This window comes from Nocardia sp. NPDC101769 (assembly GCF_044766925.1).
In the GTDB taxonomy this organism is placed as follows: Bacteria; Actinomycetota; Actinomycetes; order Mycobacteriales; family Mycobacteriaceae; genus Nocardia.
The window spans coordinates 145547-161564 of sequence record NZ_JBIWMX010000019.1 but is presented as its reverse complement, the minus strand read 5'-3'; the positions used below and the strand labels follow the sequence as shown (position 1 = coordinate 161564).

The 16018-nt window shown below is 70.3% G+C and carries 13 protein-coding genes; 9 read left to right on the top strand and 4 right to left on the bottom strand.

From position 1 onward, the window contains the following. The first annotated feature begins 272 nt into the window (after positions 1–272). From ACIRRA_RS27445 to ACIRRA_RS27435, 3 genes are all read left to right on the top strand, one after another. Positions 273–2483 (top strand): IniB N-terminal domain-containing protein, encoded by a 2211-nt coding sequence (locus tag ACIRRA_RS27445; protein WP_402773662.1) that lies wholly within the window; start codon positions 273–275, stop codon positions 2481–2483. A gap of 96 nt (positions 2484–2579) precedes the next feature. Continuing rightward, positions 2580–4436, top strand: coding sequence for a dynamin family protein (locus ACIRRA_RS27440; protein WP_402773702.1), 1857 nt, complete (start codon positions 2580–2582; stop codon positions 4434–4436). A gap of 392 nt (positions 4437–4828) precedes the next feature. Beyond that, positions 4829–6430, top strand: a complete 1602-nt coding sequence (locus tag ACIRRA_RS27435; RefSeq protein ID WP_402773659.1) for a dynamin family protein — start codon at positions 4829–4831, stop codon at positions 6428–6430. Between the two features lie 10 nt (positions 6431–6440). On the opposite strand, the gene ACIRRA_RS27430 is transcribed toward ACIRRA_RS27435, so the two are convergent. Next, positions 6441–7601 carry a zinc-binding dehydrogenase gene (locus ACIRRA_RS27430; protein WP_402773656.1) on the bottom strand — a complete coding sequence of 387 codons (1161 nt, stop codon included), beginning with the start codon at positions 7599–7601 and terminating at the stop codon, positions 6441–6443. A 123-nt stretch (positions 7602–7724) separates the two neighbouring features. After that, positions 7725–9407, bottom strand: a complete 1683-nt coding sequence (locus ACIRRA_RS27425) for an MFS transporter (RefSeq protein WP_402773653.1) — start codon at positions 9405–9407, stop codon at positions 7725–7727. 112 nt (positions 9408–9519) lie between these two features. Here ACIRRA_RS27425 and ACIRRA_RS27420 point away from each other — a divergent pair, with 112 nt between their 5' ends. From ACIRRA_RS27420 to ACIRRA_RS27410, 3 genes are all read left to right on the top strand, one after another. Beyond that, positions 9520–10035, top strand: a complete 516-nt coding sequence (locus ACIRRA_RS27420; protein WP_402773651.1) for a MarR family winged helix-turn-helix transcriptional regulator — start codon at positions 9520–9522, stop codon at positions 10033–10035. 69 nt (positions 10036–10104) lie between these two features. Further along, positions 10105–10992, top strand: coding sequence for a haloalkane dehalogenase (locus ACIRRA_RS27415; protein WP_402773649.1), 888 nt, complete (start codon positions 10105–10107; stop codon positions 10990–10992). Between the two features lie 109 nt (positions 10993–11101). Next, positions 11102–11947, top strand: coding sequence for an RNA polymerase sigma factor (locus ACIRRA_RS27410; protein ID WP_402773647.1), 846 nt, complete (start codon positions 11102–11104; stop codon positions 11945–11947). Here the strand turns inward: ACIRRA_RS27410 and ACIRRA_RS27405 are convergent. Continuing rightward, positions 11936–12418, bottom strand: a complete 483-nt coding sequence (locus ACIRRA_RS27405) for a winged helix-turn-helix transcriptional regulator (protein ID WP_402773644.1) — start codon at positions 12416–12418, stop codon at positions 11936–11938. The genes ACIRRA_RS27410 and ACIRRA_RS27405 overlap by 12 nt on opposite strands. 122 nt (positions 12419–12540) lie before the next feature. Here ACIRRA_RS27405 and ACIRRA_RS27400 point away from each other — a divergent pair, with 122 nt between their 5' ends. Next, on the top strand, positions 12541–13023 hold the full coding sequence (locus ACIRRA_RS27400; RefSeq protein WP_402773643.1) for an SRPBCC domain-containing protein: 483 nt from the start codon (positions 12541–12543) through the stop codon (positions 13021–13023). Positions 13024–13046: 23 nt separating this feature from the next. Here ACIRRA_RS27400 and ACIRRA_RS27395 read toward each other — a convergent pair whose 3' ends face one another. After that, positions 13047–13940, bottom strand: a complete 894-nt coding sequence (locus ACIRRA_RS27395; RefSeq protein WP_402773640.1) for an LLM class flavin-dependent oxidoreductase — start codon at positions 13938–13940, stop codon at positions 13047–13049. 164 nt (positions 13941–14104) lie between these two features. Here ACIRRA_RS27395 and ACIRRA_RS27390 point away from each other — a divergent pair, with 164 nt between their 5' ends. Beyond that, on the top strand, positions 14105–15175 hold the full coding sequence (locus tag ACIRRA_RS27390) for a DUF1707 domain-containing protein (RefSeq protein WP_402773638.1): 1071 nt from the start codon (positions 14105–14107) through the stop codon (positions 15173–15175). Positions 15176–15184: 9 nt separating this feature from the next. Beyond that, positions 15185–15955: a DUF1707 domain-containing protein gene (locus ACIRRA_RS27385; protein ID WP_402773636.1), complete on the top strand. Its 771-nt coding sequence runs from the start codon at positions 15185–15187 to the stop codon at positions 15953–15955. Positions 15956–16018 lie beyond the last annotated feature (63 nt).

Genomic DNA, 16018 nt, shown 5'->3' with positions numbered 1-16018 from the left:
GCGTGCCGAAAGCTCTTCGGTCCGATTTGTACGAAAAATCTCGGGTTAGGCCGGGTGGCCCACCCCGCCTGTCGGGAACTGAGGGGATCCCGTTACCGATTCCCCCGCAGGTTTGGGGGAATTCCCCTAATGTTCGCCTGCCCCCGTAGGCGACCGCCGGGGAACTTGGGGGAGTTCACCCCGTTACGCGTAACGAGTTGCCTTCCTAACGTGAAAGGAAATTCGAGCAGCGCGGGTCAGCGGGGCCCGCCCATCCAGGGAGACGATTCGCCATGAGCCCCAACGCAATTCTCGAGTTCATCCTCAATCTGCTGCGTGACCACGAGGCCGCGGTCAGCTATTGCAACAATCCGGGCGGGGCGCTGGCCGCCGCCGGGCTGGAGAACGTGACGCCCGAGGACATCGCCGCCGTGGCACCCATGGTGGCCGAGTCCGCACTGGTTGCGGGAGGTTCGCAGCTGTCCGACATCATTGCCGCGGGCGGGGCGACCGGCCTGGGCACCGACGCCGGGCTGGGCGGCTCCGCCGGGCTGGGAGCCGACACCGGCCTCGGGGTCAACGGCGGCGTGGGCGGCTCGGCCGCGATCGGCGACTCCGCGGGTGTGAACTTGGGCACCACCGCCGCCACCGCCACCCAGGTGTGCCTGACCGGCGATACCGGCACCGGCCTCGAGCTGGGCCTGTCCAATGGCATCGGCGCGGTCGTCGGTGCGGCCGCCGACCTCGGCGCGGGCCTGTCCGCCGGACTCGGCGGCGCGCTCGGCGCGGCCGGTGACGTCGGCACCGGCGTGGAGACCGACCTCGGTGGCGTGCTCGGCGCGCAGGCCGCCGCCGACCTGACCTCCTCCCTCACCGGCGCCCTCACCGCCGGCGCCGGCCTCCAGACCGGCCTCCAGGGCGCCCTCGACACCGTCACCCAGGCCGGCGCGGACCTCACCACCGGCCTGAGCGGCGCTCTCTCCACCGCCGGTGACCTCGAAACCGGTCTCGGTGCGAACCTTTCCGCCGCCGTCAACGCCGCCACCGATGTGGGTGCGGGCCTTCAGACCGGCCTGACCGGCGCCCTCGACTCTGCTGCCGGCGTCGGCGGGGGCCTCACCGGCGCACTGAACACCGCCGCCGGAGTGGGCGCGGGCGTGCAGACGGGTCTGACCGGTGCCCTCGACTCCGCTCTCGGCGCGGGTGCCGGGGTACAGACGGGTCTCGATGGCGCGGTGAACGCGGCGGGTGACCTCGGAACCGGCCTCGGCGCTGGGCTTTCCACCGGAATCGACAGCGCGCTGAGCGCCGGCCTGGGCGTACAGACCGGCATCGATGGCGCGGCGAACGTGGGCGCGCAGCTCGGAAGTGGCCTGGAGACCGGGCTTTCCGGGGCGGCCGACACCGTGGTCGGGGTCGGCAGCCAGCTCGGCGGCGACCTGAACAGTGGACTCTCGGGCGGTCTGAACACCGGTGCCCAGGTGGGCGCGGGTCTCGACGCCGGAATCAACACACTGCTGGGCGCGGGTACCCAGGCGGGAACAGGACTGCAGACCGGCATCGGCGGCGCCGCGAACGCCGGCGTGGGCCTGGGCACGCAGGTCGGAGCTGGCCTGGAGACGGGGCTCTCCGGTGCGGCCGACACTCTGGCCGGTGCCGGGACGCAGCTGGGCGCAGGCCTCGACGGCGGCCTGCACACCGGTGCAGATCTGGGTACGCAGATCGGAAGTGGTTTGGAAACGGGCATTTCCGGTGTGGGTAATGCGGCGGCCGGGATCGGTGCGGGCGTGCAGGGTGGCCTCGGGACCGGGATCGACACTGCGGTCGGTGTGGGCAACCAGCTGGGCGCGGGGCTCGACGCGGGGGTGCATACCGGAGCGGACCTGGGTGCTCAGGTGGGTAGTGGGCTCGATGCGGGGCTCAATTCCACCGTGGGCGCCGGGACTCAGATCGGGACCGGTTTGGAGACCGGGCTCGGCGGGGCTGCGAATGTTGGTGCGGGGCTTGGGACTCAGGTCGGGAGTGGCCTCGATGCCGGGGTGCACTCGGCGCTCGGTGCCGGGACTCAGGTCGGCGCGGGCCTGGAGACGGGGCTCGGCGGGGCCGCGAATGTGGGGACCGGGCTGGATGCGGGTGTGCATTCGGCGCTGGATGCGGGGACGCAGCTGGGCGGGGGCATGCATACCGGTCTGACCGGGGTGGGGAATTCGGTCGCCGGGGTCGGCGGCGGGTTGGATGCCGGGGTGGGGACGCAGGCCGGTGGGGGCGTGCAGGTGGGGAGTGGGCTCGATGCGGGGGTGCACGGTGGGACCGCGGTGGATGCCGGGTTGCACGGTGCCGGTACGAATCCTTGGGCGGGCGTGGATGTTTCGCAGGCGTTCGGCAGCGGGGTGCATGCCCCGGGTGCGGACGCGTCGCTGTTCGGGGATGGTGGGGCGCACACAGGGGTGGATCTCGGGACGCATCTGGGCGGGGACATCGTCGGCGACGTGCTGCACTCGTAGATTGAAGGGTCGCTCGCCGCGGGTTCGCCGCGGCGGGCGACGACCTGTCGGGGACACAACGGCTGGAATAGGTTCGGTGAGCAGGCTGTGACGGGCATGGTGGCGGCGAATCCGCTGTTGACGATGGTGTCGGAGACCATCGCGGTGGCGAAGGCCGCGGAACGCGGGGATCTGGTCGCGCGGCTGGAGACGGTCGCGGGCAAGGTGCGCGATCCGCGGCGGCGGATCCTGGTGGCCGGTCTGGGGAATCAGGGCAAGAGCCGGTTCGTCAACGCGCTGATCAATATGGACGTGTGCCCGGTGGCCGACGATACGACCACGGTCGTGAGCACGGTGCTGTCCTACGGTGAGCAACCCCGGGCGACCGTGGTCGCGACGGGCGCCGACGGCGGCGAGAACACCCGGGAGCCGGTGCCGTTCGAGACGGTCCCCGCCCTCACCGCGCGTAGTCCGCAGGGCCGGGCCGTGCTGCGGCTCGAGCTCGAGGCCCCGAGCCGGCTGCTGGCCGACGGCATCGTGGTGGTGGATACGCCGGGACTGGGCGCGCACGGAACCACCGGCGCGGCAGGCATTCTCGCGCAGGCCCCGGCCGCGGACGCGGTGCTGGTGCTCACCGACGCCTCCACCGAGCTCACCGAGACCGAGGTGGATTTCCTGCGGCAGGTGCGGGAGCTGTGCCCGGCGGTCGCGGTGCTGGTCACCAAGATCGACCTGTATCCGCATTGGCGGCAGGTGTTCGAGGCGAACCGGAAGCACCTGCGCGCCAATGGGATCGAGATGCCCATGCTGCCGGTGTCGGCGGTGCTGCGCGCGCACGCCATGCGCCTGCAGGACGAGGGCCTGGGCCGCGAGTCCGGATTCGGGCTGGTGTTCCAGTTCCTGCGCGAGCAGGTGGTGGCCCGCGATCAGGCGGCGATGCAGCGCGCGGTCGCCCTCGACATCTCCTCCGCCGCCGAGCATCTGGCGCTGGCGCTGGGCAGTGAGCTGGTCGCGCTGCGTGATCCCGAGCGTGGCGCGGCGGCCATCCGGGAACTGCAGGCCGCCAAGGCCGAGGCGGAGAAACTGCACCGCCACACGGCCGCCTGGCAGCAGACGCTGGGTGATGGCATCACCGATCTGGCAGGGGATATCGACCACGATCTGCGTAGCCGCCTGCGCGATATCGCCCGCACCGCCGAGGACTGGATCGACCAGCACGATCCCGGCAGGCACTGGGACCGCATCGACGAATGGCTCACGGCCACCGTGGGTTCCGCGGTCGGCGACAACCTGGTGTGGACGGGCACCCGAGCGATGAAGCTGGCCGAGCGGGTCGCCACCCACTTCGACGATCTCGGCGCGGTGGATCTGCCCGAGGTGCGCGACACCCTCGACGACGACTCCCGTGCCGAGTCCTGCACCCTCGCCGATCTGGAACCCGATCTGGGGCTGGGCCACAAGCTGCTGGTGGGTGTGCGCGGCTCCTACGGCGGCGTGGTGATGGCGGGCATGGTGGGCACCATGGCCGGGCTGGCCCTGATCAATCCGCTCTCGCTGGGTGCGGGAGTCCTGCTGGGCGGCAAGGCCTTCAGCGACGACAAGAAGGCCCGCCTGGCCAAGCGCCGCGCCGACGCCAAGATGGCGGTGCGCCGCTACCTCGACGACATCGCCTTCCACACCGGCAAGGAGACCAAGGACCGCCTGCACCGCATCCACCGTCTGCTGCGTGACCATTTCACCGCCATCGCCGACCGCACCCTGCGCTCCATCGACGAATCCCTGCGCGCCGCCCAGGAGGCCGCCAACCTGGAGGCCGCCCGTCGCACAGAACGTGCCACCGAACTCGAACGCCGCCTGCGCGTCGTGGCCGAACTCCGCCGCCACGCCGGCACCCTCCTCGGCCCGGAACCCTCCGCTGCCCAGCCGCACCTTCCGCCCCCCGCGCAGTCACAACTCCCGCCCGCCGGGCACTAGAGCCGACGACTCCCGCCGGCGGCCGGGTGTCGCTGCGGTTCCAGTGCTCGAGACCGGGCCCGTCGGTCCGCACCCGAGGCGGGTCAGCGGGGCCCGGCCGCCGGCCGATCCCACAGGCGCGAGGCAGGCGTTCGTGCGTGGTCATGGCGATGGCGCCGGCGAGTTCGGCGCGGGGGCCGAAGGACGGGCGCGGCGCACCGGGGTGTAGTCGCGGCGTTCAGGTTCGGGCCGGGCAAGATCAAGGGTCGGGCGGCTGGGCTCGGATGCCGTGAGCTGCCTCTCGGAACTGGGAATCGGCTGTGAGAGCTGGGCGGTTCTGATAACGATTCGGCGTGGCCGGGCGAATGCCTTGCGATGCGTGGAGGTGCGGTGTGCTTCGGAATCGGGAGCCTATGAGGGACGACGCGAGCGCTGTCGGGTATGGGCTGGTGCCGGAGACGCGCGGGCTGGTGGCGGCGGCGCGGCGGGCGCTGGGCGAGCGGCCGCGGGTGCGCGGCCAGCTGGAAGAGTGCGCGCGGCGGTTGGACGAGCCGCTGCGGGTGGCGTTGGCGGGCCAGCTCAAGGCCGGTAAGTCGACACTGTTGAACGCGCTGGTCGGGCAGGACATCGCGCCGACCGACGCGACCGAGTGCACGCGGCTGGTCACCTGGTACCGCAATGGGACAGCGCCGCGGGTGACCGCGTTCAGCCTGGACGGGGCGCGGGCCGATGTGGTGGTGCGGCGTGGCCGCGGGGCCGAGGGGCTGCCGGGCGCGCAGGGGCTCACCTTCGATCTGTCGGCGCTGCGCTGGAACGCCCCCGCGCCGAGGGAGGTGGACCACCTGGCGGTGGAGTGGCCGTCGGCCGAGCTGGCGCAGACCACCATCATCGATACGCCCGGCATCTCCTCGCTGTCGCGGGAGGTGTCGGCGCGCACGTCGCGGCTGCTCACGCCGGGCGGCCCGGGCCCGGCGCTGCCGCCCGCCGATGCCGTGCTCTATCTGCTGCGCCGTCTCGACGCCGCCGATGTGGACTTCCTGGAGCGTATCGGCGCCGGACCGAGCGCGAGTACCGGTGCGCCGCAGTCCTTCTCGGGCCCGCTGGGCGTGGTGGGCGTGGTGTCGCGGGCCGACGAGATCGGCGCCGGGCGCATCGACGCACTGCATTCCGCCCGCGATGTGGCCGCCCGCTTCGCGACCGAGTTGGAGCGAACCGGCCTGTGCCAGTCCGTGATTCCGGTGGCGGGCCTGCTCGCCTTCGCCGCCGCCACGCTGCGCCAACGTGAATATGATGCCTTCGAGCAGCTGGCCGCCATCCCGGTGGACGAGCTGACCGCGGCCCTGCTGTCGGCCGACCGCTTCGCCCACCCCGATCTGGCTCTGCCGGTCCCGGCCGAGTTGCGCGCCCACCTGACGGCCCGCTTCGGCTTGTTCGGAATCCGCCTGGCCGTCACCCTGATTCGGCTCGGTGTCCGCGGCTCGCAGGCCCTGGCGGCCGAATTGTCCGACCGCAGTGGCCTCGACGAACTCCGTACCGTCCTGGATGTCCAATTCGCCCAGCGCGCCGATGAATTGAAGGCCCACTCGGCCCTCACCGCCCTGGCTCGCATCCTCACCGCCAATCCCGGTTCGGCAGCCGATGTCCTGCTCCCTCGGGTGCGCACCCTGCTCGCCGATGTGCACGGCTTCGCCGAACTCCGCCTACTGGCGCACCTGCGCTCGGACGAATTGCCCCTGCCCCCGGACGATCTGGCCGAACTGAACCGCCTCATCGGCGGCACCGGCGTGGCCCCGACGCTGCGCCTGGGCCTGTCCGCCCACACCGATCTCGCCACCCAGCGCGACGCGGCCCTGGCCGCGGTCCAGAAATGGCGTGCCCGGGCCCGCCACCCGCTGGCCGATCAGTTCACCGCGAACGCCTGCCTGACCGCGGCCCGCAGCGCGGAGGGTCTGCTGGACATCCTGCACGAGCCCCCGACCACGCCTTTCCCGGCGCTGCGGCGGCCCGGCCGCTAGGTTCCCGGCGTCAGGGCGCGGTGCGGTCGCTGCGCGGGTCGATCAGGATCTTGGCGTGGTGCTCGGGGGAGGCGAGGGTGGCGAAGGCAGCGTCGATCCCGTCGAGGCCGACGGTCCCGGTGATCAACGGGCTGGGATCGACCTTTCCGTCGGCGATCATGTGCAGGGTGTCGCGGAATTCGCCCGGGTCGTAGCCGAGGACGAACCGCAGCTCGATCTCCTTGTTGATGGCGGTGGCGGGATGGAAGGCGTCCTGCTGCATGCACACCCCCACGACCACCACGCGGGTCAATGGCGGTGCGGCGGTGAGGATCTGGTCGATGATGCCGGGCACGCCGACGCATTCGAAGACGACGGGTCCCGACGGACCGCGGTCGAGGGTGTGCGCGACGCGGAACAGGTACCACCACGGGAAGTTCGGGATCCGCCGCAGTCGTTCCATGGCGTCGAAGCCCAGGTTGAGGATGTCGGAGGCGCCGGTGATCCGCGGCTTCTTCGGCGTTGCCTCCCACGGTGATTCGACGGTGGGGTCGACCACCACATCGGCCCCGCACCGGCCCGCCAGTTCGCGGCGGCGCGGCGAGAAGTCGCTGGCGATCACGGTGCGCACGCCCGCCGCCTTCAGCATGGAGATGACGGCCAGCCCGATGGGACCGCAGCCGACGACGAAGGCGGTCTGCCCCTTGGCGATCCGGCTGCGGCGGACCGCGTGCCAGCCCACGGCCATCGGTTCGGTGAGGGCGGCGTGGTCGGGCGACAGGCCGTTGGGGACCGGGAAGGTCATGGGTTCCTGCACCAGCACCTGCTCGGCGTAGCCGCCGGGCGCGTTGGCGGACAGTCCGGTGAGTTCGGGCCGGCGGCCGGTGCGCAGGATGGGCAGCGCCACCACCGGGGTGCCGGGCTTCCATCGGCGGCGGGTGCCTGGACCGTATTCGGCGATCTCGCCGGTGAATTCGTGCCCCATGACGATCCGCTGGTCGGAGCGCATGAAGTGGTCGTAGCCGGTGGCGGCGGCCAGGTCGGCGAGTTCGTCGCAGTGCAGGCGGGCGTGCAGGTCGGAGCCGCAGATGCCGCAGCGAGTGACCGACAGCAGTACCTGACCCGGCCCGGGGACGGGGGTGGGCAGGTCCTCGACCCGGAATTCGCCCTTGCTGACCACGGTCGCGCGCATGCCTGACTCCTGTCGAATGGCGGTGACAGTGTGGATTCTTCACCGGAACGGACCGCGGGTCCGGTGAATCACCGAACCCGCGGCCGTTTTTATCGGACTCCTGTCCGGATCTCGCCGGTGGGGTCAGACCCCCACGAGTTCCTCCTCGGTCTTCACCTCGTGCGGCTCGAGCCGGGTGTCGCGGGGCAGCGCCAGGAATCCGAGGCACACCAGCGCCATCAGCCCGATGCCCCACACCAGCGTGTAGTCGAAGGTGTGCGCGAAGTTGACCGCATTGGCCTGTTCACCCGCATGCGCGAGGGTCTGGCCGACGGCCGGATTCGCGGCGGGAGATTCGCAGCTCGCCGGGACGACGGAGGGATCCACCTCGGCGGACCGATCCCGCACACAGGCCCGGAAGTTCGCGAGGATCTGCTTCTGCGCGGGCCCGGGTACCCCGGCTGTCGCCAGCTCGGTGCGGGTCTGCGCGGCAACGGAATCCACGCCGCGCGCCGAATCATGATCCAGCTGCGCGAAGAACAGAATGCCGACCAGCGCCACGCCCAGCGCCATCCCCAGCTGCTGGCCGGTGTTCAACAGCCCGGACGCCGCCCCGGCCTCCCGGTCGGGAATCTGCCCGAGCAGCATGTCGATGGTCGGCGCGACCACGATGCCGAATCCGATGCCGGTCACGATGAGCGGCAACACCATCTGCCAGGAGGCGAAATCGGATTCGTAGTGGGCGGCCATCGCGCCGTACAGCGCGAACCCGCCCGCCGTCACCAGTCCGCCCGCGAGCAGCACCCACTTGCCGAACCGCGGTGCCAGCACGCTGACCGACACGCCCGCCCCGATGCCCGCGCCGACCGCGAAGAACACCGAGGTGAGGCCGGCCCGCATGGGCGACCAGCCCAGCCCGGCCTGCATGAACAGCGTCCAGATCAGGAAGAACCCGCCGAAGCCGATCCAGAAGAGCAGCCAGCTCGCCAGGCCGACGGTGAACGGCCGCGATCGGAACAGGTCCAGATCGATCAGGGGCGATCCGCCGTTGCGGCTGCGCCACCGTTCGTAGGCCACGAAGGCGGCGAAGGCCACGGCCGACGCGCCCATCACGACGAAAGTCCAGGCGGGCCAGTCCAATCGACGGCCCTCGGTGAGCGGATACACCAGCAGCAGCACCGCGGAAATGGCGAGCACCATGCCGACGATGTCCAGGCGCGGCGCGTGCGCGGACCGCGAATCCCGCATCACCAGGGTCGCGGCGGCCAGTGCGATCAGGCCGACCGGCACGTTCACCAGGAAGATGGGCCGCCAGCCCAGATCGAAGAGATTCCACTGCACCAGCAGTCCGCCCAGGGACAGCCCGACCGCGGACGCGGATCCGCCGACGCCGCTGTAGACGGCAATGGCCTTGGCGCGCTCGTCCTTCGGGAAGGTGACGCGAATGATGGCGAGGATCTGCGGCACCATGAGCCCGGCCATCGCGCCCTGGACGAAGCGCGAGCCGATGAGCAGTGTGGGTGAGGAGGCCAGGCCGCAGGCGAGTGAGGCCACGGTGAATCCGGCCATGCCGAGCAGGAACAGGCGTTTGCGGCCGTAGATGTCGCCGAGCCGCCCGCCGGTGATGAGTACGGCCGCGAAGGAGAGTACGTACGCGGCGATGATCCATTCGATCTGCGAGTAGGCCGCGCCCAGGTCCTTCTGGATGCTCGGCACGGCCACATTGACGATGGTGACGTCGAGCAGGTCCATGAATCCGGCGGCCAGCACGACGGCGAAAGCGATCCAGCGACGTGGATCGAGGGTGGGGGTGTTGTCGGTATCCATGGTGCGAGCTCTCTTCGCTGTCGGGAGTGGATCGACTCACCAAACTATGCACCTGAAGTGATTATCAATCAAGAGGGCAATCATAATTTGGGCATTGCTGTAGCCTGGGTGGGTGACCGACGCCGATCCCCAGTACTCACCGCTGTTCGAGAGCGCCGCATTCCTGCTGGGGCAGTTGGGATCTCATTCCGCGTACCGCTTCGACGCGCTGCTCGCGCCCCTGGGGATCAGGCCGCCGCAATACGGCACGCTGCGACTGCTCGAGGCCAACGACGGCCGGACCCAGCAGCAGCTGTGCGATGCCCTGGGGATCCACCGGAACGTCATGGTCAGCCTGATCGACGACCTGGAGAAGCGCGGTCTGGTCGAGCGGCGCAAGCATCCGGTCGATCGGCGCGCCCACGCCGTGCACCTGCTGCCCGCCGGCCGCGAGACGATCGCCCGCGCGGCCGCGATCGCCGATGGCCTCAATACGGAGCTGCTCGCCGCGCTCGACCCCGAGGACCGGCCGCGGCTGCTCGCGCTGCTGCAGCGGACGGCGATCGGCAACGGCCTGACGCCGGGTGTCCATCCCGGCCTGACGGTCGAGCCGGGCACCGTGCCCATGTATGGCCCAGATCACACCTAGGCGCTGTCACAGGCCGGGCCGGCGCGTGTCCAACCAGGTGTAGGCAACTCACCCGGAAGGACACCGACGATGGCCACCATCGACGTTCTGGACTCGTTCATCAACTACACCGACACCGGCAGCGGTGCGGTGCCCGTCGTGTTCCTGCACGGCAACCCCACCTCCTCCTACCTGTGGCGCAATGTGATCCCGCACGTGAGCGACGCTGTGTCCGATACACCGAACCGCGCCCTGGCACCGGATCTCATCGGCATGGGCGCCTCCGGCAAGCCGGACAGCGACTATCGCTTCGTCGATCACGCCCGCTACCTGGACGCCTGGTTCGACGCCCTGGGCCTGGACCAGGTCGTGATCGTGGGCCACGACTGGGGCGGTGCACTCGGAATGGACTGGGCTGCACGGCATCCCGAGCGGGTGCGCGGTATCGCCGTGGTGGAGACCTTCCTGCGGCCGCTGCGCTGGTCGGAGATGCCGCCGCAGGGCGCGGAACTGTTCCGCCGCTTCCGTTCTCCCGAGGGCGAGGAGATGGTGCTGGAACGCAATATGTTCATCGAATTCAACCTGCCGGCCGCCACCCGGAATCTGAGCCCCGAGGCCCTGGACGCCTACCGCGCGCCCTACCCGACCCCGGAGTCCCGCCGGCCGATGCTGGCATGGCCGCGCGAATTCCCGCTGGAGGGCGAGCCGACCGACGTGGTCGCCATCATCGAGAACTACGACCGGTGGATGGCCGCGAGCCCCGAGGTGCCGAAGCTGGTCATGCACGTCGAGGACGGTGTCGGCCTGGGCTCGCCGGAGGTGGTGGAGTGGGCGCGGCAGACCTTCGCCGCCGCCGAGCTCGCGAATATCGGACCGGCCGGGCATCACTGCCCCGAGGACCAGCCCGATGCCATCGGGCAGGCGGTCGCGCAGTGGATTCACCGCCACGCCCTCACCGCCACTCGGGCCGTGGCCTGATCCGCCGGGTCGCACGGCCGGGCGGTTCGAGCGGTAAGCCTGGTTTCGCCGTGGCAGGGCTGATCGCGGGGCGCACCATGATGTGCCCCGCGATCCCTATGCTGGCGATATGGACACCGGATCGGACATCGACGAGCGCGCGCTCGTCGCACGGGCCGTCGAGGGCGATCGTGCCGCCGTCTCGGATGTCGTTCGGCTGCTGCAGGATCCGATCTACCGGCTCGCATTGCGCATGGTGTGGCGGCCCGCCGACGCCGAGGATGCCACCCAGGAGATCCTGCTGCGGGTGGTCGGCAAGCTCGCGACCTGGCGCGGCGAGGCCCGGCTCACCACCTGGGCCTACCGCATCGGCGTCAACTACCTGCTGAATCTGAAGCGGCAGACGCCGCAGGAAGCCCAGCAGCTCAGCCTCGACCAGTTCAGTGAGGGACTGAAAGACGGCCTGGCCGAGGAGGATTACCGCGGCCCGGAGTCCACGCTGCTCACCCACGAGGTGCGGCTCAACTGCAGCCAGGCCATGCTGCAGTGCCTGGGCCGCGACGAACGTGTCGCGTACGTGCTCTCCGACGTCTTCGAGGTGAGCTCGGAGCAGGCCGCCTGGATCGTCGGCGCGACATCCGCCGCGTATCGGAAACGGGTGGAGCGGGCCAAGAAACGGCTCGGGAACTTCCTGCAATCCACCTGCGGCCTGGCGAATCCCCAGGCGTTCTGCCGGTGCTCGCGGCGGGTGGAGAAGGCCGTCGAGCTGGGCCGGGTGGATCCGCGCCGCCCCGCCTTCGCCGCGCACCCGATCACGCCGGGCGGGCGCAGTGTGGAGGAGGCGGAGCGGCAGATGGTGCGCCTGCACGATGCCGCCGCCGTGCTCGGCGCGCATCCGGATTACGCCGCGCCGCAGGCGAAGATGGAGGCCATCGCCGGGCTGTTGCGTTCGGGGCGGTTCCCGCTACTGGAGTGACGCGGGCGTCCCGTACTTCAACTCGTACGCCCAGGGCGCGAGTTCGGCCGTCACCTCCGCCAGGTCGGGGGTGGTGTCGCAGTCCGAACACTCCAGGCGCACACGGACCTTCCCGTCGCAGCCGGTGTGCCGGTAGGTGATCGGTGGCCCGTCCGGTGCGGCCCAGCGGTCTCCCCACTCGGTGAGCGCGAGGATGACCGGCTCGAGGTCGAGTCCCTTTGCGGTGAGCAGATATTCGGGGTGGCCGCTGCCGGTGCCGCTGCGCTGCTCGAAGATTCCGGCCTCGACGAATTCGGCGAGCCGCTTGGTGAGGATGTTCGGTGCGATGCCGAGCGAGCGCTGGAACTCGGTGAACCGGGTCATCCCGGCGAACATGGCATTGCGCACGATGAGCAGGCTCCAGCGCTCGCCCACCATCTCCAGCGTGCGCGCGGCCGAGCACACCTCCCCGTCGTACATGCGTCCCAACATGTATCCAGATTGGCTCATCCGCTTGTGTGATGCAAGTAACCGAACTATCGTTATGCAAGTAAGTTCTCGCGAGACAGTCCACTCCGACCCGCCCTGTGTTCAGGAAAGAAATGGGACCTGCCATGACTGATCAGAACTTCACCACCAGCATCACCGTCGACCGCACCCCCGCCGAGGTCTTCGCCGCCGTCCTGAACGCCCGCGGCTGGTGGTCGCCCGGCATCAAGGGCGGCACCGAGCGGGTCGGCGACCAGTTCGTCTTCGAGGCTCCGGGGGTGCATCGCAGCGAGATCGAACTGACCGAGGTGGTGCCGGACCGGCGCGTGGTCTGGCTGGTGAAGGACAACTACATGTCCTACATCCAGGACCGGACCGAGTGGGTGAACACCGAGATCCACTTCGACATCGCCGAGACCGCCGGCGGCACCGAACTCCGCTTCACCCACGTCGGCCTGGTACCCGCGTACGAGTGCTACGACGCCTGCTCCCCGGCCTGGACCTTCTACATCACCGAGAGCCTGCGTGACCTGGTCACCACCGGTGTCGGCCAGCCGAGCGAATTCCCCGACGAGGTCGAGGCCACGGCCGAGGCCGCGCGGGGATAGCGGTTCCCCGCGGCGAGAGTTGTCTAATTGTCGCCCAGGAGCTTTCGCGCGATGGGCACCACCTGTCGCGCGAAACGCTGCACCTGGTCGACGTCGAAACCCGGCGGCCAGTAGATGAAGGTGTCGAACCCGGCGTCCCGGGCCAGACGGACGATGATGTCGGCCCACTCCTCAGGGGAGCCGTGAATCGGGTCGGAGCCATGGGGATCCGGGTGCAGCGACCGGTCGCTCACCACGCCGGGCAGTGCCGCCAGCCGGGTGATGGTGCGCGGATCCCGTCCGAGTGACCGTGCCACCGCGTCGATGCGGGCATTGGCGCCGGCCCACTGCTCCCAGGGCATCCAATTCGGCAGCGGTGCAACCCATCCGTCCGCCGCCGAGCCGATCAGGTCCAGTGCGTGCGAGCCCATGGCGCCCAGCCAGATCCCGATATCGTGCGCGGGCGCGGGCCCGCCCTCGATGCCCTGCACCGTGTACTCGGTGCCCACCACGGACACCGGCTGTCCGGGCCGCCATTCCGCCCGAATGATGGCGATGCTCTCGGCCATGGCCATGAGCGCCGCCCGGCCCTTGCGGGCGGGCCCGCCCATGGCCACCACGCCGCTCTCGAAAGCGCCCGCCCCCAAACCCAATTCGAAGCGTCCGCCGCTGAGCAGGTCGAAGGTGGCGGCCTGCTTGGCGATCATGGCGGGCGTGCGCAGCGGGAGATTCGCGACGCCCGGATAGAGGCTGACCCGGCCGGTGGCCGCCAGGCAGGCCCCGATTACCGCGAAGGTGTCGCCGAACTGCGCGTTGTAGGGATGGTCCTGGATGGCCACCAGATCCAGCCCGTCGGCGTCGGCGGCCACGGCCATATCGATGACGTCCGGCAGCGCGGCCGCGACGGGCGGGATCGAAATACCGAACCTTGCCTTCATCGAGCCTCCTCACCAGCGGAAATCGACGCTCCCGATCTTCGTGGGCGGTTGCGTGCAACACCGGCATTTCGGACGTCGCCGCGCATCCCGGGCGTGTCCTGTCCCTGTTCACCGCCCTGCCGGAAACCGCGCGGGTACGGCCGGGTTCCGTTTACGATCCCCGCGTGAGCTCGAAATCGTCCGGATCGCCCGGGGATTCGCCCGCGGCCGGGCGCATGCGGGCGCGGGATATCGACCGCGTCAACGCGCGGACGCTGCTCGACGCCGCCTTCGAGGAGGGCGAGCTCGCGGTCGAGGAATATCACCAGCGGTCCGGGCAGGCGCAGGCCGCACAGACGCTCGGCGAACTGCAACGACTCATCGGCGACCTGCAGCCGAGCACCAAGACCGCCGACCTCACGCCCGCCGGCCGGCGACCGCGACGGCCGTCCGCGGGCGGCTATCCGCCGCGCACCCGGGCCCGCGACAGCGACCGCCAGGCCACCTGCACCCTGCTCGACGCCGCCCGCGCGGACGGGCAGCTGAGCGCCGCCGACCATCGCACCCTCACCGAACTCGCCGGTGAGGCGCAGACATTGGGCGAACTGTCCCAGATCACCGACGATCTGCAGCGGCCCGCCGACGCCCGGCCGGATCCGATGCCGCCGAAGTCGCGGCGCGAGAACTGGTTCGCGGCCGGTGTCGCCGCGCTCAGCATCGCGGTGGCCGCGGGGACCTTCGTGGCGGTGGACCGCCCGGCCTCCCCGCCCGCGGGGCCGCCCGCGGTGGACCTCGGGACGATCAAGCCCATGGTGCTGCCCCGGCCGAAACTCACGGAGGCCGATGGCATCGACTACTTCCGGGCCGCCTACCGTGCCAAGTTCGGCGACACCATCGTCGACGCACTGCTGCTGTACCCCGACTATGCGGTCGCGACCCGTGGCATCCAGCCGAACCGTCAGGTTCGCTATTACTACCGCGGCGGCTTCGACCAGGGTGACCAGCCCCGGACCCGGTCGCCACAGACTCCGACCGTGGACCTGGCCGCCGTGAACGTGTCCGCCGTCATGGCCGTGGTGGCACAGGCTCCCGTGCTCACCAAGGTGGATCAGGGCAAGGTCAACTACCTCGATATCGAGGGCTCGGGCAGCGGGCCGATCGTCCGAATCTATGTGGGCAACACGGCCAATGAGAGCGGCTACGTCGAGGCGACTCCGGACGGCCGGATCGTGCGGACCCTGGCGTTCGGGGGATAGATCGAGATCATGTCTGATGCACACTCCCAGGGATTGCGGGCCCGCGACACCGATCGCGTGGACGCTTGCACCCTGCTCGACACCGCCCGGGACGCCGGCGAGCTCACCGCGACCGAGCACATCGCACGAACCGCGAAGGCCATGGCGGCCAAGACCTTCGGTGAACTGGACGCGGTGCTGGAGGATCTGCAGATCCCCGCCAATCTGGTGAATTCGCCTGTGGTGCGGGCGAATCGGCGCGGCCCGTCCACGCGCATGCGGGTCGCCGCCGCGATCCTGATGGCCGCGGCGCTGCTGGGCGCGTTCGCGGGTTGCGTCTCGCGCACGGTCGCACCGAAACCCGCTCTGCCGGACCCGACCACGGGCCCGGGCCTGGCCAGTTTCGTCGCGGCCTACCGGGACCACTTCGACGACACCAAGGCCGACCAGGTTCTCCTCTATCCCACCTACGTGATCATCGAGCGGCGCAAGGATCCGTCGGCACCACGTGACGCGCACATCCGTTACGACGGCAGCTTCCACTCCTATGACGACATCGCCCGAACTCCGGGCCTGGACATCTTCGACATGTCGGTCCTGGATCTGAAGAAGATCGCGGCCCTGCTCGCCGGGGCTCCGCAGTCGGCGGGCGTGCCCAACGGCCGGATCGGCCATGTCGAGATCGCCCGTGGCGCCGATGGCAATCCAGTGGTGACCGTCTACGTCGACGACGATTCCCAGCACGGCTATTTCAAGGTCACCGCCACCGGCGAGCCCATGGAGATCCACCCGCCCAGCTGACAGGTCCCGATCCGGGCCCATTGGTAGTTGCAAACCGGCCGGTGCGGACGCAAGGGGCGGCGA

What these genes read in the sequence shown, in the direction of transcription:
- ACIRRA_RS27445 (WP_402773662.1), top strand. Translation starts at nt 273, where the DNA reads ATGAGCCCCAACGCAATTCTCGAGTTCATCCTCAATCTGCTGCGTGAC.
- ACIRRA_RS27440 (WP_402773702.1), top strand. Translation starts at nt 2,580, where the DNA reads ATGGTGGCGGCGAATCCGCTGTTGACGATGGTGTCGGAGACCATCGCG.
- ACIRRA_RS27435 (WP_402773659.1), top strand. Translation starts at nt 4,829, where the DNA reads ATGAGGGACGACGCGAGCGCTGTCGGGTATGGGCTGGTGCCGGAGACG.
- ACIRRA_RS27430 (WP_402773656.1), bottom strand. Translation starts at nt 7,601, where the DNA reads ATGCGCGCGACCGTGGTCAGCAAGGGCGAATTCCGGGTCGAGGACCTG.
- ACIRRA_RS27425 (WP_402773653.1), bottom strand. Translation starts at nt 9,407, where the DNA reads ATGGATACCGACAACACCCCCACCCTCGATCCACGTCGCTGGATCGCT.
- ACIRRA_RS27415 (WP_402773649.1), top strand. Translation starts at nt 10,105, where the DNA reads ATGGCCACCATCGACGTTCTGGACTCGTTCATCAACTACACCGACACC.
- ACIRRA_RS27410 (WP_402773647.1), top strand. Translation starts at nt 11,102, where the DNA reads ATGGACACCGGATCGGACATCGACGAGCGCGCGCTCGTCGCACGGGCC.
- ACIRRA_RS27405 (WP_402773644.1), bottom strand. Translation starts at nt 12,418, where the DNA reads ATGTTGGGACGCATGTACGACGGGGAGGTGTGCTCGGCCGCGCGCACG.
- ACIRRA_RS27400 (WP_402773643.1), top strand. Translation starts at nt 12,541, where the DNA reads ATGACTGATCAGAACTTCACCACCAGCATCACCGTCGACCGCACCCCC.
- ACIRRA_RS27395 (WP_402773640.1), bottom strand. Translation starts at nt 13,940, where the DNA reads ATGAAGGCAAGGTTCGGTATTTCGATCCCGCCCGTCGCGGCCGCGCTG.
- ACIRRA_RS27385 (WP_402773636.1), top strand. Translation starts at nt 15,185, where the DNA reads ATGTCTGATGCACACTCCCAGGGATTGCGGGCCCGCGACACCGATCGC.